This is a genomic window from Secundilactobacillus silagincola, assembly GCF_002583405.1.
GTDB lineage: Bacteria > Bacillota > Bacilli > Lactobacillales > Lactobacillaceae > Secundilactobacillus > Secundilactobacillus silagincola.
The window spans coordinates 15,049-37,268 of sequence record NZ_BCMJ01000008.1; the positions used below are offsets into that span (position 1 = coordinate 15,049).

Below are 22,220 nucleotides of genomic sequence, written 5' to 3' on the forward strand. Positions count from 1 at the left end.
CCGGTAAAGTTTTCTATCCCCGTTGAACGATTGCTACAATAAACATTGCAACAACGGCAATCACCTGAATAATATCAAATAAGAAATGGGTCAAAATGACTTGCCAAATATTTCTTGAAAAATAATAAATCAAACCAAACAAAGCGCCAACACACATGTACGGAATCATTTGAATCAGCTGACCATGAAAATTATTCCAGTGCACCAGACCAAATGCAACGGAAGAAACGATCAGCATCAGCCAAGTCAATACGCCACGCCCACGCCACTGATAAAACAGCGCATGGCGAAAAACAATCTCTTCCGCAAATGGTGCCATCAGCGTGGTCAAACTAGCCACCAGTGCCATTCCAGCCGATTGAATACTCAAAACGTTCATAGCGCCAGAACTAGCAACACCCATATATTGTAACGTTTGCCGAACAGCCGCCAAAACAAGGTAAGCCAGCAAAACACCACCAATTGCAACGAGTAGCCCCATCCCTACGTGAGTCTTAAATCGCTGCCAATGACTGACTAATACGTCACGGTATAAATACACAGCAAGGCACAGGCCCGCGAAGAAGATGACATCGACTAAAATAACTCGTACCCATTTATTAGTAACGTTATCCGCGACAACTGCACCCAATCCGAGTTCTGCTAACGGAATGGCAATTGCAACTAGGGTTTTAACGCTTGAAATAGACTGCCGCTGAATTGCTGGGCGTGTTTCAGTTGGCCGGCGCTTAAAGTCTAAGTTGGAATGACCATTGGTTGAAATGACAACGTTAAACCGTTTCGTATTAAGCAACCAGTATGCTGCCACACCGAAAACCACCGTGTACACCAGACTGGTCCAAATACTCATTCCTGCAGTGTTGCTTAACGTACCAAAGGCCAACGCATCAAACCCATCAATTATGCCATGCGCAATAATTGGTAACCAAAGGCTGCCTGTCACTAAGTAAACCGCCGCAAAAAACGAGCCCAGTCCAATGGCTTCAAGCATTTGGACCAGTGTCATGGTTAAACTGCCGCCAGTGGCATTAACCAAATGAACCAAACTAAACATCAGACCACTTAAAAAGACGGTCATTAACGGTCCCACGTGGTAGCGCTGGCGCAGCGTAGTGACTAAAATACCTCGAAAAACGTACTCTTCAAACAGACCAACTGACAGCCCTACAAAAACAGCCATGATAACGTAGCCCAACGTAAATTGAAATTGCGGATTCAGCGTTGAATCCCCCAATAAAACAACGATTACGGGTAAAACTAGCAGCCATTGATGATGTTCGCTGCTACGCCACCAGCTAACCTTAGCCTTGGGATACCAGTGGTTGAGTCCCCACCAGCAACCTAGAGCCAGTACTTCAGTAATTACCTGTGTCCCCATTTGAGAAATTACCGGCAATCCTGCTGATATCAGTCGCGCAACGATTGACGTCAGCGTCAAAATGACAATCGTTGCCAAAACTGACTCGACCGATAATAGCGCTGCTCCTCGCTTCATATGTCACCCCTCCAGTAAATTTGACAAAAATAAGCAGGCCTACGCTACCTTCATTTAGAAGATCGTGTCAAGCCTGCCTATTCAGCATCCACCAATGACTAGTGAGTTGATGCGCGTTTCATTAAGCCATATGGCAATAAGACAGTCTTATTTTCCACTGGTTCGTTATTCATCAATTTAGTCAGTAACCGCATAGCAACGGCCCCAATATCATACAGCGGTTGAGTAATTGACGACATCTTTGGCCGAACCATTTCGGTTAGCTTAGTATCGTTACTCGTGATAATCTCAAAGTCTTCAGGAACGTTCAAGCCCGCGTCCGTCACACCATTCATCACACCAGCAGCTAATTCATCGTCACCAATGACTGCAGCCGTTGCGTTAACTGATTGCAGTGCTGGTTGCAATAGTTGGCCGGCTTTATAAGAATAATCGGTTTCAAAAACCAGTTTCTCATCATACCGTAAGCCCGCTTTTTTCAGCGCCTGCTTGTAACCTTTCAGCCGATAGTCCCGGTTAATTGGGTAATCTAAGCTACCAGAAACAAAAGCAACCCGTTCATTACCATGATCGATCAGGTTCTTAGTGGCTTCCTCTACGGCAGCTGTATAGTCGATGTTAACACTCGGCATTTTATCCTGATCATCGACACAACCTGCAAGGACGATTGGCGTTTTAGAGCGTTCAAATTCTTTACGAACTTCATCGCTGATGTCGTTGCCCATAAAGACAATGCCATCAACTTGTTTTGCCATTAAAGTGTTAAGTACCTGCACTTCTTTACGGCCATTTTCATCAGAATTGGTTAAAATAATATTGTATTTATACATCATGGCAATATCATCAATTCCCCGTGCCAGTGCTGAAAAGTAGATGTTCGTCACATCCGGGATGATGACACCGACAGTCGTGGTCTTCTTACTGGCTAATCCACGTGCTACAGCGTTCGGACGATAATCCAAACGTTCAATTACATCTAAGACTTTTTTCCGAGTCGCCGGTTTGACGTTGGGATTCCCGTTAACCACTCTTGATACAGTGGCCATCGACACATCGGCTTCACGGGCGACGTCATAAATTGTTACGGTCTGTTTATCCATTGCGATAGCCCTTTCTTTATTGGTTTAATTTGTTTTCATTGATTTTCAGTAACTCGTTAAATATATCAGATATATTTTCAGAAATCAAATTGAAAACGTTTTCAACTCGATAATACACTCTTCTAAATGACTTTTCAAGACCATAGTGGGAGTTCTAACTCTACTAGCAATGACCAAAAATCAAGTCAATCACACCTTGACTACTCAATTAGTTTCTGAAAGTGCTTGTTATAACTGGTTTCATACCCATTTTATGTATCAATAAGAATCACCCATTTTCGTGACTTAGATTAGAATAATTCTGTTTTGCAAAATATTTAGTCACCTAGACCATTCTTCTTTTTTTGCGTGTTTCAGGGTAAATAGCGTCCACTTCCGTTCAATAACTGATGCCCTACAATGATTTCACCGAATGGTTTCCTAAACATGCTATAATAATTGCATCCTAATTCGAGGTGATTTCTTTGTCAAAATTACAACAGGTCCAACAATGGACTGAGCAGCATCACGCTGATTTTACCTATATCAGTGATCCAAGAACCATTCAGTACCTCACCGGCTTTTACAGTGACCCCATCGAACGGGTCCTGGCACTGATCGTGTTTCCCGATCAGGATTCCTTTATGTTTGCACCTGCCTTAGAGGTTGAAGCCATCAAAGACACCGGTTTTTCATTTCCTGTATACGGTTACTTAGATCATGAAAATCCTTGGCAGATGATTGCAGACAACGTGAAAAAGCGTGTGACGCGCCCCACTGAAATTGCTTTAGAAAAAACGCAACTTTCAGTAGACCGACTTGAACATCTGCAGCAAGTCTTTCCCGACGCCCATTTTAATCAGGATATGACACCTTTCATCAATCAGTTGCGAGTGATTAAAACGGCTGATGAAATTGAAAAATTAAAGATTGCTGGCAAGTGGGCCGACTTTGCTTTTGAGAAGGGCTTTGCCGCTGTTAAAGCAGGACGCACCGAACAACAGGTCGTAGCTGAATTACAGTACGCCTTAATGAAAGAAGGTATCATGCAAATGAGTTTTGATACCCTAGTTCAAGCCGGTGCACACGCAGCCGAACCACATGGGGCTACTAACGCCACTAAGTTTAAAAACAATGAATTGATTTTGTTCGATCTAGGCACAATTTGGCAAGGTTACATTTCTGATGCATCCAGAACCGTTGCGCTCGGCAAACCAACCGCAAAACAACTTGACATCTATCAAGTCTGCCTAGAAGCACAATTAACTGCACAGGCAGCTGCTAAGCCCGGTATTACAGCTGCTGAACTAGATAAAGTTGCCCGAGATATTATTACTAAAGCCGGCTATGGCGAGTACTTCATTCATCGTCTCGGCCACGGTATGGGGATGAGCGAACACGAATTCCCATCTATCATGGAGGGTAACGACATGGTCCTTCAGCCTGGCATGTGCTTCTCAATTGAACCCGGTATTTACATTCCTGGTGTGGCTGGCGTTCGAATTGAGGATTGTGTCCATATCACTGCAGATGGTTGCGAGCCATTCACGCACACCTCAAAAGAATTAACCTATGTTGGTGAATAATGAAAACATCACTGAATAACTAGTAAAAGACAGCCTACCATCAATTTAATGGTTAGGCTGTCTTTTTTGATCAATCATATTTGTTAAATTACTCTTGGTTAGTATCATCAGTACTATCTTTGGCGTTATCGTCATTCTGTTGGTCATCTACTGGTGTCGTCGGTTCATCAGCAACATCAGCACCGCCAAAGGTATCTTCACTGTTTAAGACAATATCATCCGAATCATCATCCGCAGAGGTGGAAACATCCGCCAATTCATCACGTAATGAATCATCTGAGTCTTCATCTGAATCCGTCTTTGGCTTTAGCTGTGGATCGGCAGCAAACCTGCTGGCAGCGTCCTTTACCCGATCACTAACAGTCTGAGTTTGATCAGAGAAAGTTTCCTTAAAGTCGTCCCAAGCATCACTGGCATAAAAAGCGTAGTCCACAGCCCGATCTTTAGCAACGTCCATTTTTTCTTGCAAATCTGCTTTTAGTTCTGCTTTATCCTCGTCACTCAAACGATGGTAGGCAACGTGTGCTGCAGCAGCCCCAGCAGCTAACCCAACTAAAAAGCCAAACTTCTTTCCCATAAGTCAAAAACTCCTTTCAATCATCAATCCTTATTTTTTCGGCCACGATAAGCGTTAAAAATCGACTCACCAAGTTTAGCAAATAAACTGGTTGTTGCGGTCTTCTTAGCCGTTGACTTGACTTTACCCGTTAAATCATGCGTAGCTGAATTTAATTCAGAAACACTCGTCCCCAAATCTGCAGCCGCTTTAAACACCGGATCAATTGTTGCTACTTTATGGTTCACATCATCCAATAAACTATTGGCATTCGCTAAAATATCTTCAGCGTGCTTACTGATCACGTCCAAATCTTCAGTCATCGTTTTCACACTCTTGTTGACCTCACTGAGGGTTCGCACCATCTTCATTAAGAAGGTCCCGATAAATAATACCAAAATTAAAAATGCGATGGCCGCAATCAAACCTGCCACTTGTCCTGCTGTCACTGTACCCCTCCTTACTTTTTACTGTTAGGTTAAGAATAGCATTGCGAATACTTCGACGCAATATAAACCCACCGGAACAACTGCTTTTTTTGAGCCGAATCTGTTACACTAATTGATGAAACTATTTCAAGGAGCGATCGTTATGATATTGACCAGCAACCTCACCCGCTTCATCCAGCACTTCAACTGGCAGCACATTGGCGAACAGATTGCCACAACAGTCTTTCAGCTTTTGCTTGTCACCATCGGACTACTGCTGGTTGACTGGATTGGTAAAAAAATTATTCGGCATTTATTTAAACGTTACCGAAAAAACAAGTTCGTTGAAGGTTCATCAAACCGTGTAGATACTATGTTTACCTTAGTGATGAACATTTTCCAATATACGATTATTTTCTTTTGGATTTATGCGCTGCTATCATTCATGGGCGTCCCCGTTGGTACGTTGATTGCCGGGGCTGGTATCTTTAGTCTAGCTTTAGGTCTTGGCGCACAGGGCTTTGTTTCGGATATTGTCACCGGTGCGTTTATTTTGATGGAAGACCAAATCAACGTTGGTGATTCAGTCAAAATTGGTACGGTGGAAGGTACCGTATCCGCCGTTGGTATCCGGACTACCCAAGTCATCAGTGCGGACGGTACTTTAAACTTCATTCCCAACCGTAATATTACCATCGTCAGCAATAAATCCCGTCATGAGATGCGAGCCATGGTGCAGATCCCCATTTTTCCTGACTCGCCCATTGACCAGATCAACGACATCATTGAAAAAGTGAACCAAACCGTACCAGCACAGTTTCCAACAATCACTCAAGCACCCACAAATATGGGGACGGTGCCCTTAACAAACGGTCAAGTGGTCATTCAAGTTGTCACCTTTACGCAGCCGGGTGAACAGTTTGACGTTCAGCACAAACTGCTGTCTGCTTACTTAAAGGCCATCAATGACGCCAATATTGAACTGCCAACAATTTACCATAACGATGCCAAGTAATGAACAATTTAACTCGACAAATCACAAAAAACAGTAACGACGAATATCCCTAAACTAAGGGGATATCCATCGCTACTGTTTTTGTATACCTATAATGATTAAGCACAATTCATAGCGTAAACTCGTGCATGATCTTAACGGCCACTATTATTTTCCACCGACTTCAGTAACGGTTGAACATCATACTGTTCGGAAAAATTATGGGCTAAATAATTCATCCGCTTCAATAGCTCACGACGGGTAATAATGCCAGTAAAGGTTTTTTCATCTGAAACTACTGGTACAAAATTATCGTCGATCAGTAAATGCATAATCTCTTCTAAATCAGTTGGATCCTCAATCGAACGAAAATCAGTTTGCATCACGTCGGCCACTGTCAGTCGACGTAAGTTTTCTGACGCCACGTGATCCGTGTCCAGCATGTGCTCCGTAATCATTGACAGCGAAACTAACCCGCAGAGGTGCTGGTCATTGTCTAAAACTGGTACTTTAGAGTAACCGACCTTCGTCAGCACCAAAAAGGCGTGGTAACAATCATTTTTTACCATGACATTGGCAACGAGATTAGCTGGAATAATTAAATGATCATGGTCAGCCATAATCATTTTTTTAATTGGTTCATCAATCATTCTTGGAATTCACTTTACCTTTCTAGCGTTGGAATTGCTGATGAAGCTGAGCAACTTTCTTCAATTCACGATCATAAAAATCAACGCGCATTTGATCAGGCAAAACCTCGATGATGGCAAAAGTACCGCCAATCGATGCATATTCACCCCGTGGCAGGGAAATACTGCCGGGATTAACATAGAGACGCCCTTGCGACATTTCAGCTGCTAACCGATGAGTATGCCCGAACAGCACTACCGATGCGCCGATCTCGCGAGCTTTAAGATCTAATCTGGTCAAACTCATGCTAACGTCGTATAAATGCCCATGCGTCATAAAAATCTTTGTGCCGTCAACCATCTGCTGAACTTCATTGGGAAAATCCGTACCGAAATCGTTATTGCCTTTAACAACCTGGACACCCTTGAACAGTGGATCATCCTGCGTCATTTCCGAATCACCGCAATGGAAAATAGCATCCACTTGATGACCATAAGCTTCAAAAATGGTCTGCAGAATTTCCCGGTCACCATGATTATCACTAACAGCTAACAGTTTCATGCTACTTCTCCCACCAATCATCAAACTGAATCATCATTTTTTGCGTAGCCCGGCCTCGATGACTGATGGCATTTTTTTCAGCGTCACTCATTTCTGCCATGGTTTTTCCTTTTGACGGAACGTAAAACAACGGATCATAGCCAAAGCCGTTCTCACCGCGAGACGCAATTAAAATTTCACCATGTACTTCACCGTCTACTACTAACTTTAAACCATTGGGCTTAAGCAAAACTAAAGTGGTGTGGAAAGTTGCCTGTCGTTTATCAGCAGGTACGTTCTTCAGGTTATTCAATAATTTAGCATTGTTAGCAGCATCATCGTGATCACCGGCATATCGTGCTGAGTATATCCCAGGTTCGCCATTTAAAGCAGCCACTTCTAGTCCTGAATCATCAGCTAGAACTGGCAACTGTGTGTGATCAGCAATAGCTTTGGCTTTGATGGTGGCATTCTCTTCAAAAGTAGCCCCGGTTTCTGCAATCTCACCCACGTCGGGATAATCCGCTAAGGTTTTAATCGTAATTCCCTTCGGTGCAAGCATCTCGGAGAATTCCCGTGCTTTACCTTGATTACGAGTAGCAATCACTAATGTATTAGGCTTCATGACTGGACTCCTTTAGTTTCAAATCGCCGTATTCCTCCAGCTGTTCAACTGGAACGTGGCTAACATTCAGTTCAGATAGTTGTAACCAGTCCTTAGCAATGGCACTGAAACTGTTAACATCACCCGTAGTATAAAACTTAGGACGCTCAGACTGGCTGCTAGTATTCAACAGGCCTTCATCAGCCAAAAGTTGTTTGACAACGCCTACCGTCTCCATCCCAGAATCAACTAACGTCACATCTGCCCCCATCGCTGAACGAATTGAGTCGATAAGTAACGGAAAATGCGTGCACCCTAAAATCAAAGTATCTACTGGATGCGCTTTAAAATACTGTAATTGATCAGCAACAAGCTGATTTGTTTGTGGATCATGATACTTATCTGCTTCCACCGCTGTCACGAAGTCGGGACAAGCTAGACCCTCAATCGAAGCATTTGGGGCTAAGTGACTAATGGCGCTCTGATAAGCGTGGCTCTTGATCGTTCCCTCAGTAGCAATCACACCAATGTGCTGGCCAGTTGAAACCTTAACTGCGGTCTGACTGCCAGAATCGATGACGCCAACTACGGGAATCGATAGCTTAGCCTGTAAAATCGGTAACGCTGCTGCGGTAGCAGTATTACAAGCAAGTACCAGCGCCTTAATGTGCTGGTCTAATAAGAAGCCCGCAATTTGCTGAACAAAGTGGGCAACTTCTTCAGTTGGGCGAGGGCCATAAGGTAACCGTGCCTGATCGCCTAAAAAGACAATTGATTCGTTTGGAAGTTGTTTGAGAGCTTCTTTAATAACGGTTAGACCGCCAACACCGGAATCTAAAAAACCAATCGGTTGAGATGTCATCACAATCTCCCTTTCAAATATATCTTGAAACTACATTATTATCCTTTTTAACACCGGAAGCAAGAAATCTCAGTTTTTTTTAAGTTCCGTTAATTATCTTGCAATTTAAGCACATTCCATTGTAATCTTAACGTAATAGAAAAGTGAATGGAGAACACCTCATGAATAATCAGATTTACGCACATTATCTTTCAGATCCCGAAAGCACCCCACTTTTTGGTAAAGCTCTCTTTCGAGACGTTGTTTTAAACGATCTATTGGGCGCCGATGCAGGTAGTATTGCTTACTGGGAAGGCAAGCAGCTGGCAAGAAGGTTCATCCTAGGAAGTATCCAAGATCTCGTTTTATTTTTCCAGCAAGCTGAACTCGGTGATCTGATGCTACAAAAACAAACGGCTAAGGAATGGCAGTTTACACTTAGTGGAAAGCCCGTTACCAGCCGGCTTTCTTTACAGCCAGATGCCACTTTTTCACTGGAAGCCGGTTTTTTGGCACAAACTGCTCAACAAATGGTTGGCGTCATCGCCGAAACCGAAATGGGTGAAAAGCCAAAGCGAGCTGAAGGCATCAGCCTGATCGTTCACTTAGATCCTAAAGACGCGATTTCAGATCCGCAAGAATTAGACGCAATGAAAATCATCGATTAACAAGTATGAAACTAAAAAAATGGTCCCCTTATCAGCATACCAACTGATAATGGAACCATTTTTTTGATGCCTCACTGCGCTTTAAGCTTCAACGTATTGTGACAGTAATTGCTTTAATTGATCCTTGCTGTGATAGCCAACGATCGTATCCACTACTTGACCGTCCTTTTTCACAAGAAGGGTTGGGATACTCATAATACCGAATTTTTGTGGTGTATCTGGATTAGCATCAACATCCATCTTGTTGAATGTTACGTCATCCATTTCACTAGATAGTTGTTCAACTACGGGTGATTGCATCCGGCAAGGACCACACCAAGTTGCCCAAAAATCAGTAAGTGTAACACCCTTCGATGTATCGTCTTCAAAAGTTTTATCAGTCGTTTCTGCAACAGCCATAAAACAATCCCTCCTTTATTTGTTTACCTTTAGTAAGTGTATCAGATTTTCTCAAAAGAACAAGTATTTAGCGTTTAAAGCTTAACGATGGTCGACCCATCACCACCAGCATTAGCCGGTGAAAAACCAAAGGACTTGATCCTTGGATTAGACTGCAGGTATTCAGTAACACCCTTTCGCAGTGCACCAGTCCCTTTTCCGTGAATGATGGTGACTGACGGATAGCCTGCCAAAAGAGCTGAATCAATGAACCGATCAACCTCTGCCATGGCCTCTTCGTAGCGGTGTCCCCGTAAATCTAAGGTCGGTGATACACCATTAGAACGAGTTCGGGTAACCGTTGCTCGCGGTTTCGGTGCTTGCTTTTCAGGTGCTGCCCGTTCCAGATCAGTATCCTCAATCTTCATCTTCAAGATGCCCATTTGGACTTCAAAGTGATGATTATCGATTTTATCCATAATCACACCTCGTTGACCATAGGACCGCACCACGACTTCATCACCAATTTTGAAGTTGTGCCGCTTCTTTTCACGGTTTAAGACCCGGTTCTTCTTCAGGCGCTGATCCTGCTGTAAGGCGTTAATTTGGCCTTTAGCATCAATTAACTGGTCTTCCTTAATTACTGTCTTGCCCGCTTTAAGTTGCTTCTTACGGATATCTTTGATGATCTCATCCGCACGCAACCGCGTCTTTTCCACCAGCTTATTGGCATCGTCTTTAGCCTGCTCCATCAGCTGATCTTTTTGTTTCAGATAACCGTCAAACTTATCTTTCAAATCTTTTTCTAGCTGCTCTGCTTCCGCCAAGTTTTTGGCAGCTGCTGTAGCATCTAAATCAGCCTGCCGCTTTTGAGCCGTTAAATCAGCAATCATATTATTCAAATCTTGACTGTCATCATCAGTCAGACTACGAGCTTCATCGATAATGGTCGATTCAAGTCCCAAACGTGTCGCAATTTCCAAAGCATTACTGCGTCCCGGAATACCAATTAGCAATCGATACGTTGGTTTCAAAGTTTCAGTATCGAACTCCATGCTGGCATTGATTGTTTCCGGTCGATTATACCCATAGGCTTTTAATTCAGGATAGTGGGTCGTTGCAATGACTTCGCTGCCCATAGCGCCGATTTTATCCAAAATAGCCATTGCCAGTGCTGCCCCTTCTTGCGGATCAGTCCCAGCGCCCAGTTCATCCACCAAGATCAAACTGTGATCACTGGCAGCGCCTAATATTGACACGATATTTTCAATATGGGACGAGAAGGTACTTAAATTTTGTTCAATCGACTGATCATCACCGATATCAGCAAACACTTCGTCAAATAAACCAACTTGTGAATGCTCATCCGCAGAAATAAAAAGACCGGACTGGGCCATCAACTGAGTGAGACCAACCGTTTTAAGCGTAATGGTTTTCCCACCAGTGTTTGGTCCAGTGACAATAATTGCCTTGTAATCCTTACCTAAAGCAATATCATTGGCAACAACTCTTTTAGGATCGATCAAGGGATGACGCGCTTGACGTAGCGCAATCTGGTTTTCCGGTGACAAGATTGGCTCCGTCGCTTTTAAATCGTGCGCATAACGCGCCTTTGCGTTAACAAAGTCTAAATGTCCCAGAATTGTTGCGTTATTCTGAATATCTTCTTGATAAGGTCGAAGTAAATTGGACAATTCCAATAAAATTCGCCGTTCTTCTTGCCGCTCAGCGATTTGTGATTCACGTAGCTGATTATTCTTACTAACCACTGATTCTGGCTCAATGTAGAGTGTTTGACCACTGGCACTTTGGTCGTGGACAATACCGCCGAAATGCTGCTTATACTCTGCCTTGACTGGCAAAACGTACCGATCATCACGGATCGTCACCAAAGTATCACTCAAATACTTGGCGTTTTTACCCCGGGTATAGCCCGCCATCTGATCACGAATCGTGCCTTCAAAATTATTGATCTGGCGCCTAATTCGGCGTAATTCCGGTGAAGCTTCATCGGTTAGACGACCATTATCTTCCAATGACACACTTAACCGCCGACTCACATCGGGTAAATGAACTAACTGTCCGACCACGTCGTACAAGCGACGCAGTTCAACCGGACGCTGGTTTAAATCATCAAAGAACCCAATTACCGACTGAACCGTTTTTAGGACCTGGCTGATTTGCGCCAACTCAGTCCCGCTTAACGTCCCTTCAATCGCCAATCGTTTTAAGTGCGGACTGACATCGGCCAACTTAGGAATCGGAATACCACTTTCTAGCCGGTAAATATCTGCCCCATCTTTAGTTTCGTCAATCTGTTCTTGAACCCAGTCGAGATTACTGCTGGGCTCCAATTTTTTTAACTCGGCATCACCCGCAGCAGAAACTAGATACTGTCTTAACTGCTGTTTGATTTGGTCATAGGCCATCGTTTTATAAATTTTGTTATTCATCGTTAACTCCCATAACTCAAATGCTGTTGTGACTCATGATGCTTACTGAAATCCGTTAAACCGTTTTAAAGCTAGGACTCAGGAGAACTTGTGTGATCATCATCCTGATCCTGCTTTTTTAAGCGATCATAAGCTTCGGTCTTTTCTAATTGATCGGATATCGCGTTAAAAGCTAATAAAATCGAGGCTTCTTCCTTACTCATATCAGGTGCCAATTTTTTTAACTGCGCAAGCTGTTTATTCATCAAATCGGTAACAGCTTGCATATGAGCTTCGGTTCGATTGCCGACAATCGTATAACTTTGACCGTCAATTACCGCTTTAAAGCGTCTGCGAGCTGGTTGTGGTTTTTTAGCGTTGTCCAAATGATTCACCTCCAGAGTCTCTATTAAACTCATTTAGCCGCTGACCCAAACGGACCAGCGGCTAAATGAACGAGGATGATATCAGACTTAAAGCTGGCATACCACCTCACTAATACTCATCTACTTAGGATCTGGTACTCCCCAGTCTTGATCGGAAGCATCAGTACCGCCACCATTTAAGAAGGTGTTCAGCATTGACTCAACCATATCCCATTCATCATCGTTTTCGATTGGAATCAAATCGCCGCCTTGTGGATCGGCAGGATCATCACCGTCTGCAAGTTGGTAAGCTTGAATGTCCACTTCTTCATCGTCAGCTTTACCAGCTGGATAAAGTAAAATGTAAGATTTGTTGTAGTCTGGTGATTTAAACGTAAACAGAACGTTATATAATTCCTCGTTGCCGTTTTCATCCACCATTGTAATTTGTTGTTCGTCGTTGTTTTCACTCATGTTAGTCTGCCTCACTTTTCTTTTGTTAAAGGGCCTTTGCGATCCAAGTAGTTCTGAAGAATCAAGCTGGCTGCTAGCTTATCGATCACTTTTTTGCGCTTTTTACGCGAAGTGTCTGCTTCTTCCACTAACATCCGTTCAGCCTCGACGGTGGTTAACCGTTCATCCTCAAAATCGACTGGTAAATCAAATGTTTGTTTCAATAATTCTCCATAATCTTGAGAAGCCTGGGCTCTAGGTCCCAGCGTGTTGTTCATGTTCTTCGGTAATCCTAAGACGAAACCGGTCACTTCATAATGTTCAACCAGTTCCTTCACTCGGTCAATGCCAAACTGTTTTTCTTCTTCATTGATTCGAATGATCTCAATACCCTGCGCAGTCCAGCCGAGCATGTCACTCACCGCAACTCCGACAGTTCTTGAACCTACATCTAATCCCATTAATCTTATCACTTAGTAGCCGTCCCATTCTCATTTAGGTAGAAGCGAACCAATTCTTCAATGATTTCGTCGCGCTCATGCTTACGAATCAAATTCCGGGCGTCGTTAATACGAGGAATGTAAGCCGGATCTCCGGATAACAGGTACCCGACGATCTGATTAATTGGATTATATCCCTTTTCCTCCAACGCTTGGTACACAGTCACCAATGTCTCATGAACATCTTTCGGCTTCTTATCACCGAAATCAAAATACATGGTTTTATCTAACGTACTCATGATCACACCTCCACCAATGCTATTTGTTCTTATTTTACCTAATATGGTCAAGAACGACAATGGTTGTGGAGCGTTGTAATTGGAATGAAATATATTAAACAGCAATTGAACGCTTTTTCAACCTAGTAAGTAAAGTCTAACACGTTAGCCTAAATTTGACAGCCATTTTGCAGCTTCGGTCATGGCATCCTGCAAACCTGCTGGGTTCTTACCACCCGCCTGTGCGAGGTTTGGCCGGCCACCGCCGCCACCATTAATTTTTGGTGAAATCGCTTTGATTAAGTCACCGGCTTTAACACCGGCCTTAATAGTATCGTCATTGACGGCCACGATCAAGTTAGCCTTTTCGCCCACTTCAGCACCTAATACTAACACGTCGGATAATTCCTTTTGACGCCAAGTATCAGCCAGCTGACGCAACTGATCCATAGAGGAAACTTGAACCACACCGGTGATCAACTTTTTACCGTTAACATCTTGAACGTTATCAAAAATGGCACCGGCTTGTTGACTAGCAAGTTTCGCTTCCAAACTGTCCGCTTTATTCGACAACGTCTTAATTTGTTCTTGCAGTTGCTGAATCTTTACGGGAACATCTTCAACTTTTTGTGACTTCAATGTAGCAGCCGCATTCGTCAAGATTTGGTCGTGCTTTTCAAGGTATTCGTAAGCATCACCCGCAGTGACGGCTTCGATTCGTCGAGTACCAGCACCGATACCCGTTTCCGAGGTGATCTTAAATAGACCCAGTTCGTTGGTATTCTTGACGTGAGTCCCACCACAAAATTCGATGGAGAAGTCGCCAACTGAAACCACCCGGACTTTGTCGCCATACTTGTCGCTAAATAGTGCAATGGCGCCCATTTTCTTACCGGTTTCTTGGTCAGTCACCGTAGTTGTCACAGGGATTTCTTCAAAAATCTTCTCATTAACGATGGCTTCTACCTTGGCGAGATCTTCTTCAGTAACTTGACCAAAGTGGGTAAAATCAAACCGCAAATAGTTTGGTTCAACCAGTGAACCTGCTTGCTGCGTATGACCACCGAACACGTTTCTCAATGCTTGATCCAACAGGTGAGTTGCCGTATGGTTTTTCTCAACTTTACTGTGAAAATGAGCATCGACTTTAAGCGTCATTTGGTCGCCAACTTTAATACCGCGGTGCAGCTTCAAAGTGTGCAGGTTTTGACCATTTGGTGCATGTTGCACGTCTTCAACGGTGGCAATTAAATTGCCGTTTTCGTCTAAAACATCACCCTTATCAGCAACTTGACCGCCCATTTCAGCATAGAACGGTGTCTTGTCAAAAATGACTTGGGCAACTTCGCCTTCAGTAGCATCCGTTAACTTTCCGTCAGCCACGATGTCCGTTATTTTAGCATTTTTAACTTCTAACTGCGTGTAACCAACGTATTCACTTGGTGATTTAACGCCAACTAAAACATCGGATTGCACACCCATTGAGTTATCGGTATTACGGGCTTTACGGGCGCGATCCCGTTGCTTCTTCATTTCAGCCTTAAAACCGTCCTCATCAACTGTAATATGATCGTCAAAAGCGTATTCCCGGGTAAGTTCAACTGGGAACCCATAAGTATCGTAAAGTTTGAAGGCTTCTGCACCATCGATTTCAGACTTGCCGCTCTTCTTGGTTTCAGCAATCAATGAGTTCAGTAAATTCAACCCATCAGACAAGGTTTCGTTAAAGCGATCTTCTTCAGACTTCACAACTTGAGCGATATAATCACTGTTTTGCAGCACTTCAGGATAGTAAGCCTTCATTGCTTCACCAACGACGGGAACCAGTTTGTAAAGGAAAGCACCTTGAATACCAAGTTTTTGGCCATTGACAACGGCCCGTCTGATCAAGCGACGAATAACGTAGCCACGGCCTTCATTAGAAGGTAAGGCACCGTCCCCGATAGCAAACGTAATGGCTCTAGAGTGGTCAGCAATCACCTTGAACGAAATATCTAGTTTAGGATCCTGACCATACTTTTTACCGTCACTGTATGATTCAGTAGCGTGAATCATTGGTAAGAAGAGGTCAGTTTCAAAGTTCGTTTTGGCATTTTGGAAAACGGAAACCACTCGTTCCAGCCCCATCCCAGTATCAATGTTTTTACGTGGTAATGGCTTGTACGAGCCATCTGGTTCATGGTTGAACTGTGAGAACACAATGTTCCAGATTTCCAAGTAACGTTCGTTTTCACCGCCAGGATAGTTTTCTGGATCATCTTCAGCCAAGTTATTAAAAGATTGGCCACGATCGTAGAAAATTTCACTATCTGGACCTGAAGGACCCTCACCGATGTCCCAGAAGTTATCTTCTTGCTCCACAATATGATCTGGTGCCACGCCTACTTCTTCCCAGCGCTTCTTAGCAGCATCATCTTCTGGATAAACGGTAATGTACAATTTTTCTGGATCCCAGCCAAACCAGTCATCGGAAGTTAACAGTTCCCAAGCCCAGGCAATAGCTTCATCCTTGAAATAATCACCAACTGAAAAATTACCGAGCATTTCAAATAAGGTATGGTGTCGAGCAGTCCGGCCAACGTTTTCAATATCGTTAGTCCGAATAGACTTTTGAGAACTGGTCATCCGTGGGTTCTTTGGCACAACGGAACCGTTAAAATAGTTCTTCATGGTGGCAACACCTGAGTTGATCCATAGCAAAGTTGGATCATCAACTGGCACTAGTGAAGCACTAGGCATGATTGTGTGACCCTTGCTCTTAAAGAAATCCAGATACATCTGGCGAATTTCACTGCTGCTTAATTTTTTCAATATCTTTCTCCTTTTTAAAATAATAAAACACCGCTGCTAGTAAAGACGCCATAGACGCGGTACCACTTTACTTGCAACGATGTTTGATCGTTTACCTCTTAAGGCTCAATGCGCTGAGCAACGGTTATTTAATTCTTTACAAGGGAGCACTCAGCATGGGAATCGTTTTTCACATCAGCCAAAACGTTTCTTAAAAGTCCGGCCGCTAAGCATATCCTCGCAATTAATACGCATATTAGTATACATTTTTTACAAAATTCATGCAACCTGCTTTACCATATCGATTAAGCAAGTTCGCAGATTATTTGTAACGCTGTGATGAAGCTTTTTTGTTCTTTCGATTGGTTCGGTTCTTTTGACGCATTTCAACACGGTGTTCAAACCATTGTTCCTTAGAAATCGCCTTTTTGATGTTCTTCTTGTAGCCTGGTTTGACAGTCCTCTTTTTCTTCTGAATTCTACCCGCCAATGAGCCAGAAATCTTCTTTGCTCGAGGGCCACGCTTCTTACGCCGGTTACGGTCAAAGGAATCAACAACTTCGCCATTCTTGATCTGCTTGGGTTTAAACACGATCCCCATATCTTCAAGTTCCTGAATCTGTTCTTCTTGATCAGGCGTGTAAAAAGTAATGGCTGTTCCTGGCAAGCCTTTCCGACCCGTCCGGCCGACCCGGTGAATAAAGTAATCGAGGTCGTCAGGAATACCATCGTTGATCACGTGGGAAACGCCATCGATATCAATGCCTCGAGCGGCTAAATCAGTAGCCACCACAAATTGGAAGTCCAGGTTTTGAATCTCACGCATCACCCGTTTACGCTGCCGGGCTGGAACGTCACCGTGGATCACAGCAACCTTTAAGCCTTGTGCTTTAAGGTAATCGGCAATTTCTACTACTCGTTGCTTGGTGTTAGCAAAAACCAAAGCTAAATAGGGTTCACCCATGGTCAGCAACTGATAGATCAACTCGTTCTTCGAGTGACCCTTCGTTGGTAGCAACCAGTTATCAATGGTCGGACTGATCACTGACTTAACTGGGATTTCTTCTACCACTGGATTGTCCATGTATTTCTTCAAAAATGGCCGTAACTTGGCAGGAATCGTTGCTGAAAAGACCATCATTTGCAAGCGTTCAGGCATTCTTGCAGCAATTTGATCAACGTCAGCTAAGAAACCTAAATCAAGGGTCATATCCGCTTCATCCACAACAAATTGCGCAGCCGTATGCACGTCGAGCGCACCGTTTTTAATTAAATCACGAATTCGTCCTGGTGTGCCAATGACTAATTCGGGCTGTTCACGTTCCAATTTTTCAATTTGACGTTTCTTATCCGTACCACCGACGTAGTTACCGATCCGAATGGGCTGAGGACTGTGCTTAGCCAATTGCTTCGCATCCCCATAAATTTGATAAGCCAATTCACGGCTAGGTGTTGTAATGACTGCTTGAACTTCGTGGGTCTCTGGGTCTAACGCATCGAAAATTGGTAGCAAAAAGGCGTGGGTCTTCCCGCTACCTGTTTCTGACTGACCAATCACACTCTTTCCGGCGCGGATCACGGGAATCAATTTTTCTTGAATCCCGGTTGGTTCTGTGAAACCGAGTTCTGCCACTGCCTCGTTTAAAAAGGGCTTTAAACCGAACTCTTCAAAAGTTTGACTCATGTTATTCTCCTTGTTTTGACAATAGGGCGTCTAGTTCTTTAACGACTTGCTTGATTTCATCATCGTCGTGAGCCACGGCACCGCTGGCTAAAGCGTGTCCGCCGCCACCGTGTCGCTTCGCTAATTCATTAATGGCTGGACCCTTTGACCGTAACCGAATCCGGTAAGTGTGGTCTTTAGATTCCACGAAAATTGCCCAAGCAGAAACTTCCTTCAGCCGGCCTGGTAATGGCACAACTGAACTGGTAGATTCATCCCCGAGTTTGAAGGGTTCCAATACCTCATCACTCAGTTTGATATACGCTGCACCACTGGGTAAAATGGTTAAGTTTTCGTAGACGTAAGCTGATAGTCGCGCTAACGGAATTGAAATTTCGTCTTCTTTTTGATTAACATCACTGGCAGAAAAATCGAACTGCATTAACTCACCAGCTACTTTCATAGTGTGGGTTGAGGTTGATGGATACATGAATCGGCCTGTATCACCGACGATACCAGCATACAGCACCCTGGCAGCTTCAGCCGTGCAAGTCAATTCTGGCTGCATCGCAGTATAAAAATCGAAGACTAACTCTGACGTGCTGGAAGCCTCTGGTGATACCCACATTGGATCGCCAAACTGGTCATCGTTAGGATGATGATCAATTTTAATCAGCTGGTCACCCTTGCTGTAGCGGTCATCGTCAATTCGCGGCTGATTAGCCGTATCCAAAACAAGTACCAACGCGTCCTTATACACATCATCTTCGATCGTATCCGTTTTGCCTAACCAATCGAAACCAGGGTATTGTTTACCAACCGCATAGATTTTTTTATCAGGAAAACTGGCTTTTAAAATCCCTGCTAACCCCATCTGAGAACCGATTGCGTCTGGGTCTGGCCGTTGGTGTCTATGAATAATAATCGTTTGATGTTGTTTGATTGCCTTTAATATTTCAGTCTGTGTTTCTTTTAATGTCATGCTGAGTATCACCTTTCAACTCGCTTAGTCGTCCTATCAGTATAAGTTGTCTAGTCACCGAAAGCAAGAAGCCATAACGAATGACTTAAAAATTATTTACCTGTAAATCATAACTCAAATCTGCCATTTTTGTTAACTCTCATGATACTTTCGGCGCTGTTCATGCTCGAATAGGTCTAACGCAATGTTTTCAAACGTGATCGGTGCTAACCCAGTTAAGGTAATACCAAGCAACCGAACCCCTTCTGGATTATCTGGCAACGTGTTCATAATGTCTTTAGCCATTTGCGCATACAGTTGGGGATCATTAGCTAAAAAATCGGGCTGCGTAGTCCGTTTAGTTTTGGTTTTAAAATCACCATAGCGGACTTTTAATACTAGGGTACGGCCGTGCATTTGCTGTTTCTTTACCGTTTCAGCTAACATCGATGCCAGCTTATCTAACTGCGTATCGACTTCACTGCGATTGGTCAAAAACGGCCAGTAAGTCGTTTCGTTACCAATGGATTTGCGTTCCCGCTGGTATTCCACGGGGCGATCGTCTGCACCACGAACACGTTGATACAAGATTTCGCCAAAGCGACCAAACTTGTTGATTAAGTCTAGTTCATCCCAAGCGTACAGGTCTTGCCCAGTAAGAATGTTTAAATCATGCATTTTAGGGACCGTTTTCTTACCTACTCCGCGGAACCGCTCAATTGGCAGCTGCATTAAAAAGTCGTGAGCATCTTCAGCGTGAATAATGGTAATGCCCACCGGTTTGCGGTAATCAGACGCTTCCTTAGCAAGAAACTTACTATAAGAAATACCGATTGAACTAGTTAAATGAGTCTGATCCCAAATTTCGGCTTGTAAGCGAACAGCCAGTTCAACCGGATCTTCGATTTTCAATTTATTTTGAGTCACATCCAGATATGCTTCATCGAATGCGACAGTTTCAATAATATCGGTGTATTCATGAAAAATGCGGTGAATGTGATCAGAAATGGCCCGGTAATGGTGAAAATTTGGTGTCACAAACACCGCTTTTGGACACAGTTTTAATGCCTGCTGAGCCGGCATTGCCGAATGAATGCCAAACTTTCTGGCCACATAGTTGGCGGTAGTCACAACTCCTCGACCACCTGTTTGCCGCGGATCACGAGAAATTACTAAGGGCTGTTTCTTATAGGCGGGTGTATCGCGCTGCTCGATGGAGGCGTAAAAGGCATCCATATCGACATGCAAGATTTGACGACTATCATCAACATGCACTGGATTATCCAAACTGACGCCCCCTCTTTACAAAATAAAAAATCTCCCTTGATAAAAAGGGAGATAAAAGCTACTTTTCAGCTTTGGTATCATCTGTCGAATCATCAGTTGCTGCGTCTGAAGGCGTTGCTTCAGCCGTTTCAGCTTTGTCATCTTCAGTTGGTTCAGCTGGTTTTTCTTCAGCTGCTGCGGCGCTAGTAACTTCACTAGCGGCAGAACGTTGGGTCACTGATGCGATGGCATTTAAGTCAAAGACCAAATAAATCCCGTCACAATCAAGTGTCACTGTCTTAGCTTCCATGTTGATCTCATCGATCACACCGTGAAGTCGACCAATGGTAACAACGTGATCGCCCTTTTTCAGTTGGTTCAACGTATCTTGATGCTTCTTTTGTTGCTTACGTTGTGGCCGGATCATCAAGAAGTACATTGCAACGATCATCACCACAATCAACAACATGCTGGAGTAACCCCCAGCGTTCGAGCTTGCTAAAACGTTCAAATTCTTTCACCCACCTTTGTCTACTCTATAATTTAACAAAAATTCGGCTATCAGTCTATCAAATATTAGAAATTTTTAGGATTTGGCTGATTATATCCGTATTCTTCGAAGAAATTAGCCCGAAAATCCAGTAAATTATCCGCCATGATAGCTTCACGCACTTTTTGCATCAGATGCAACAAAAAATATAAATTATGATAACTCGTTAATCGCAGGCCGAAACTTTCATCCGCTTTGAATAAGTGGCGAATATAGGCACGGGTGTAATTACGACACGTGTAACAGTCACACTGATCATCAATGGGTGAAAAATCACGGGCGTACTTAGCGTTTTTCACTGTCAGGCGACCATGACTCGTCATGCAGGTACCGCGACGAGCAATTCGGGTCGGCAGCACGCAGTCAAACATATCAATGCCGCGCATCACACCATCAATCAGCGAATCCGGTGACCCAACACCCATTAAATAACGTGGCTTATTAGTTGGTAGCATGGGCGCCGTAAAATCAAGCACCCGATTCATCTCAGCCTTGGATTCACCCACTGAAAGTCCACCGATGGAATAACCAGGGAAATCCATGCTGACAAGATCGTGGGCGGACTGACGACGTAAATCCTCATATCCGGCCCCTTGAACAATTCCGAACAGCCCTTGCCAGTCAGGATTAGCGTGGGCCTTTAAGCCCCGTTCTGCCCACCGCGAAGTCCGCTCAACTGAATGCTTAATGTAGTCATAACTCTCAAAAAACGGCGGGCATTCATCCAAACTCATCATAATGTCGGGTCCCAGGTCGTTTTCAATCTGCATCGCTTTTTCGGGTGATAGGAACATCCGATCACCGTTAGAAGGATTCCTGAAGTGAACCCCTTCTTCCGTAATATTACGGTTCTCTGCTAAAGAAAAGACTTGAAAGCCACCAGAATCAGTTAAGATTGGCTTGTGCCAATTCATGAATTTATGCAGTCCACCAGCTTCTTTAACTAAATCTTCCCCTGGCTGAAGCCATAGATGATAAGTATTCGCTAAGATCACACCAGCACCCATCTCATCTAACTCTTCGGGGGCCAGTGATTTAACGGTGGCTTGTGTCCCCACCGGCATAAACATCGGTGTTGGAAAAGTGCCGTGGGGCGTAATTAGTTCACCTAGCCGCGCACCAGTATCTTTTTCAGTTTTGATAAGGCGATATTTAATCGCTGGTTCCATTGCTATTCCTCCGTATTTAACTAACAACGGCCCTTTGCCATTATCAGCAGCAAA

General features: G+C 43.8%; 23 protein-coding genes. 3 read left to right on the forward strand and 20 right to left on the reverse strand.

Annotated features, from left to right (window positions below):
• Window positions 1-13 precede the first annotated feature (13 nt).
• Window positions 14-1,495 (reverse strand): CPBP family intramembrane glutamic endopeptidase, encoded by a 1,482-nt coding sequence (locus CES82_RS09310; RefSeq protein ID WP_098825672.1) that lies wholly within the window; start codon window positions 1,493-1,495, stop codon window positions 14-16.
• A gap of 98 nt (window positions 1,496-1,593) precedes the next feature.
• Window positions 1,594-2,595 (reverse strand): catabolite control protein A, encoded by a 1,002-nt coding sequence (gene ccpA, locus CES82_RS09315; RefSeq protein ID WP_098825674.1) that lies wholly within the window; start codon window positions 2,593-2,595, stop codon window positions 1,594-1,596.
• 464 nt (window positions 2,596-3,059) lie between these two features.
• Between ccpA and CES82_RS09320 the strand changes: the two genes are divergently transcribed.
• The gene (locus CES82_RS09320; RefSeq protein ID WP_098825676.1) at window positions 3,060-4,160 is read left to right on the forward strand and encodes a M24 family metallopeptidase; all 1,101 of its coding nucleotides are present in this window, start codon (window positions 3,060-3,062) and stop codon (window positions 4,158-4,160) included.
• Between the two features lie 88 nt (window positions 4,161-4,248).
• Here the strand turns inward: CES82_RS09320 and CES82_RS09325 are convergent, their stop codons facing one another.
• On the reverse strand, window positions 4,249-4,737 hold the full coding sequence (locus CES82_RS09325) for a YtxH domain-containing protein (protein ID WP_098825678.1): 489 nt from the start codon (window positions 4,735-4,737) through the stop codon (window positions 4,249-4,251).
• 23 nt (window positions 4,738-4,760) lie between these two features.
• Window positions 4,761-5,165, reverse strand: coding sequence for a DUF948 domain-containing protein (locus CES82_RS09330; RefSeq protein WP_098825680.1), 405 nt, complete (start codon window positions 5,163-5,165; stop codon window positions 4,761-4,763).
• Window positions 5,166-5,307: 142 nt separating this feature from the next.
• On the opposite strand from CES82_RS09330, the gene CES82_RS09335 reads away from it, so the two are divergent.
• Window positions 5,308-6,159 carry a mechanosensitive ion channel family protein gene (locus CES82_RS09335; protein ID WP_225364887.1) on the forward strand — a complete coding sequence of 284 codons (852 nt, stop codon included), beginning with the start codon at window positions 5,308-5,310 and terminating at the stop codon, window positions 6,157-6,159.
• Between the two features lie 134 nt (window positions 6,160-6,293).
• Here CES82_RS09335 and cbpB read toward each other — a convergent pair whose 3' ends face one another.
• From cbpB to racE, 4 genes are read right to left on the reverse strand one after another with little or no spacing between them, the layout of a single operon-like run.
• Window positions 6,294-6,788 (reverse strand): cyclic-di-AMP-binding protein CbpB, encoded by a 495-nt coding sequence (cbpB, locus tag CES82_RS09340; RefSeq protein ID WP_098825682.1) that lies wholly within the window; start codon window positions 6,786-6,788, stop codon window positions 6,294-6,296.
• 22 nt (window positions 6,789-6,810) lie between these two features.
• On the reverse strand, window positions 6,811-7,329 hold the full coding sequence (locus CES82_RS09345) for a metallophosphoesterase (RefSeq protein ID WP_098825684.1): 519 nt from the start codon (window positions 7,327-7,329) through the stop codon (window positions 6,811-6,813).
• 1 nt (window position 7,330) lies between these two features.
• The gene (locus tag CES82_RS09350; protein ID WP_098825686.1) at window positions 7,331-7,933 is read right to left on the reverse strand and encodes an XTP/dITP diphosphatase; all 603 of its coding nucleotides are present in this window, start codon (window positions 7,931-7,933) and stop codon (window positions 7,331-7,333) included.
• Window positions 7,923-8,774 carry a glutamate racemase gene (racE, locus tag CES82_RS09355; protein WP_098825687.1) on the reverse strand — a complete coding sequence of 284 codons (852 nt, stop codon included), beginning with the start codon at window positions 8,772-8,774 and terminating at the stop codon, window positions 7,923-7,925. Before racE ends, CES82_RS09350 begins: the two co-directional genes overlap by 11 nt.
• Before the next feature lie 161 nt (window positions 8,775-8,935).
• On the opposite strand from racE, the gene CES82_RS09360 reads away from it, so the two are divergent.
• A complete protein-coding gene (locus tag CES82_RS09360) occupies window positions 8,936-9,421 on the forward strand; it encodes a DUF2507 domain-containing protein (protein ID WP_098825689.1) in 486 nt (161 codons plus the stop codon).
• An 81-nt stretch (window positions 9,422-9,502) separates the two neighbouring features.
• Here CES82_RS09360 and trxA read toward each other — a convergent pair whose 3' ends face one another.
• The 12 genes from trxA to tgt all read right to left on the reverse strand — a co-directional run bounded on the left by trxA (window position 9,503) and on the right by tgt (window position 22,166).
• The gene (gene trxA, locus CES82_RS09365; RefSeq protein ID WP_098825691.1) at window positions 9,503-9,820 is read right to left on the reverse strand and encodes a thioredoxin; all 318 of its coding nucleotides are present in this window, start codon (window positions 9,818-9,820) and stop codon (window positions 9,503-9,505) included.
• A 74-nt stretch (window positions 9,821-9,894) separates the two neighbouring features.
• Window positions 9,895-12,252, reverse strand: a complete 2,358-nt coding sequence (locus tag CES82_RS09370; RefSeq protein WP_098825693.1) for an endonuclease MutS2 — start codon at window positions 12,250-12,252, stop codon at window positions 9,895-9,897.
• A gap of 71 nt (window positions 12,253-12,323) precedes the next feature.
• Entirely contained in the window at window positions 12,324-12,617 is a 294-nt protein-coding gene (gene zapA / locus CES82_RS09375; protein ID WP_225364888.1) for a cell division protein ZapA, read from the reverse strand.
• Window positions 12,618-12,737: 120 nt separating this feature from the next.
• Complete coding sequence (locus tag CES82_RS09380; protein WP_098825697.1) at window positions 12,738-13,070, reverse strand: DUF1292 domain-containing protein; 333 nt, start codon at window positions 13,068-13,070, stop codon at window positions 12,738-12,740.
• An 11-nt stretch (window positions 13,071-13,081) separates the two neighbouring features.
• Window positions 13,082-13,519 (reverse strand): Holliday junction resolvase RuvX, encoded by a 438-nt coding sequence (gene ruvX, locus CES82_RS09385; protein WP_098825823.1) that lies wholly within the window; start codon window positions 13,517-13,519, stop codon window positions 13,082-13,084.
• A complete protein-coding gene (locus CES82_RS09390) occupies window positions 13,519-13,788 on the reverse strand; it encodes an IreB family regulatory phosphoprotein (protein ID WP_089088721.1) in 270 nt (89 codons plus the stop codon). The genes ruvX and CES82_RS09390 overlap by 1 nt, the downstream gene beginning before the upstream one ends.
• Before the next feature lie 144 nt (window positions 13,789-13,932).
• Window positions 13,933-16,578, reverse strand: coding sequence for an alanine--tRNA ligase (gene alaS, locus CES82_RS09395; RefSeq protein WP_098825699.1), 2,646 nt, complete (start codon window positions 16,576-16,578; stop codon window positions 13,933-13,935).
• Between the two features lie 301 nt (window positions 16,579-16,879).
• Window positions 16,880-18,241, reverse strand: coding sequence for a DEAD/DEAH box helicase (locus tag CES82_RS09400; protein WP_098825701.1), 1,362 nt, complete (start codon window positions 18,239-18,241; stop codon window positions 16,880-16,882).
• Window position 18,242: 1 nt separating this feature from the next.
• Window positions 18,243-19,202, reverse strand: coding sequence for a DHH family phosphoesterase (locus tag CES82_RS09405; RefSeq protein ID WP_098825702.1), 960 nt, complete (start codon window positions 19,200-19,202; stop codon window positions 18,243-18,245).
• A 132-nt stretch (window positions 19,203-19,334) separates the two neighbouring features.
• Window positions 19,335-20,468 (reverse strand): DNA polymerase IV, encoded by a 1,134-nt coding sequence (dinB, locus tag CES82_RS09410; RefSeq protein WP_098825704.1) that lies wholly within the window; start codon window positions 20,466-20,468, stop codon window positions 19,335-19,337.
• A gap of 58 nt (window positions 20,469-20,526) precedes the next feature.
• Complete coding sequence (gene yajC / locus CES82_RS09415; RefSeq protein WP_180245719.1) at window positions 20,527-20,916, reverse strand: preprotein translocase subunit YajC; 390 nt, start codon at window positions 20,914-20,916, stop codon at window positions 20,527-20,529.
• A 107-nt stretch (window positions 20,917-21,023) separates the two neighbouring features.
• Window positions 21,024-22,166 carry a tRNA guanosine(34) transglycosylase Tgt gene (tgt, locus tag CES82_RS09420; RefSeq protein ID WP_098825706.1) on the reverse strand — a complete coding sequence of 381 codons (1,143 nt, stop codon included), beginning with the start codon at window positions 22,164-22,166 and terminating at the stop codon, window positions 21,024-21,026.
• Window positions 22,167-22,220: the final 54 nt, after the last annotated feature.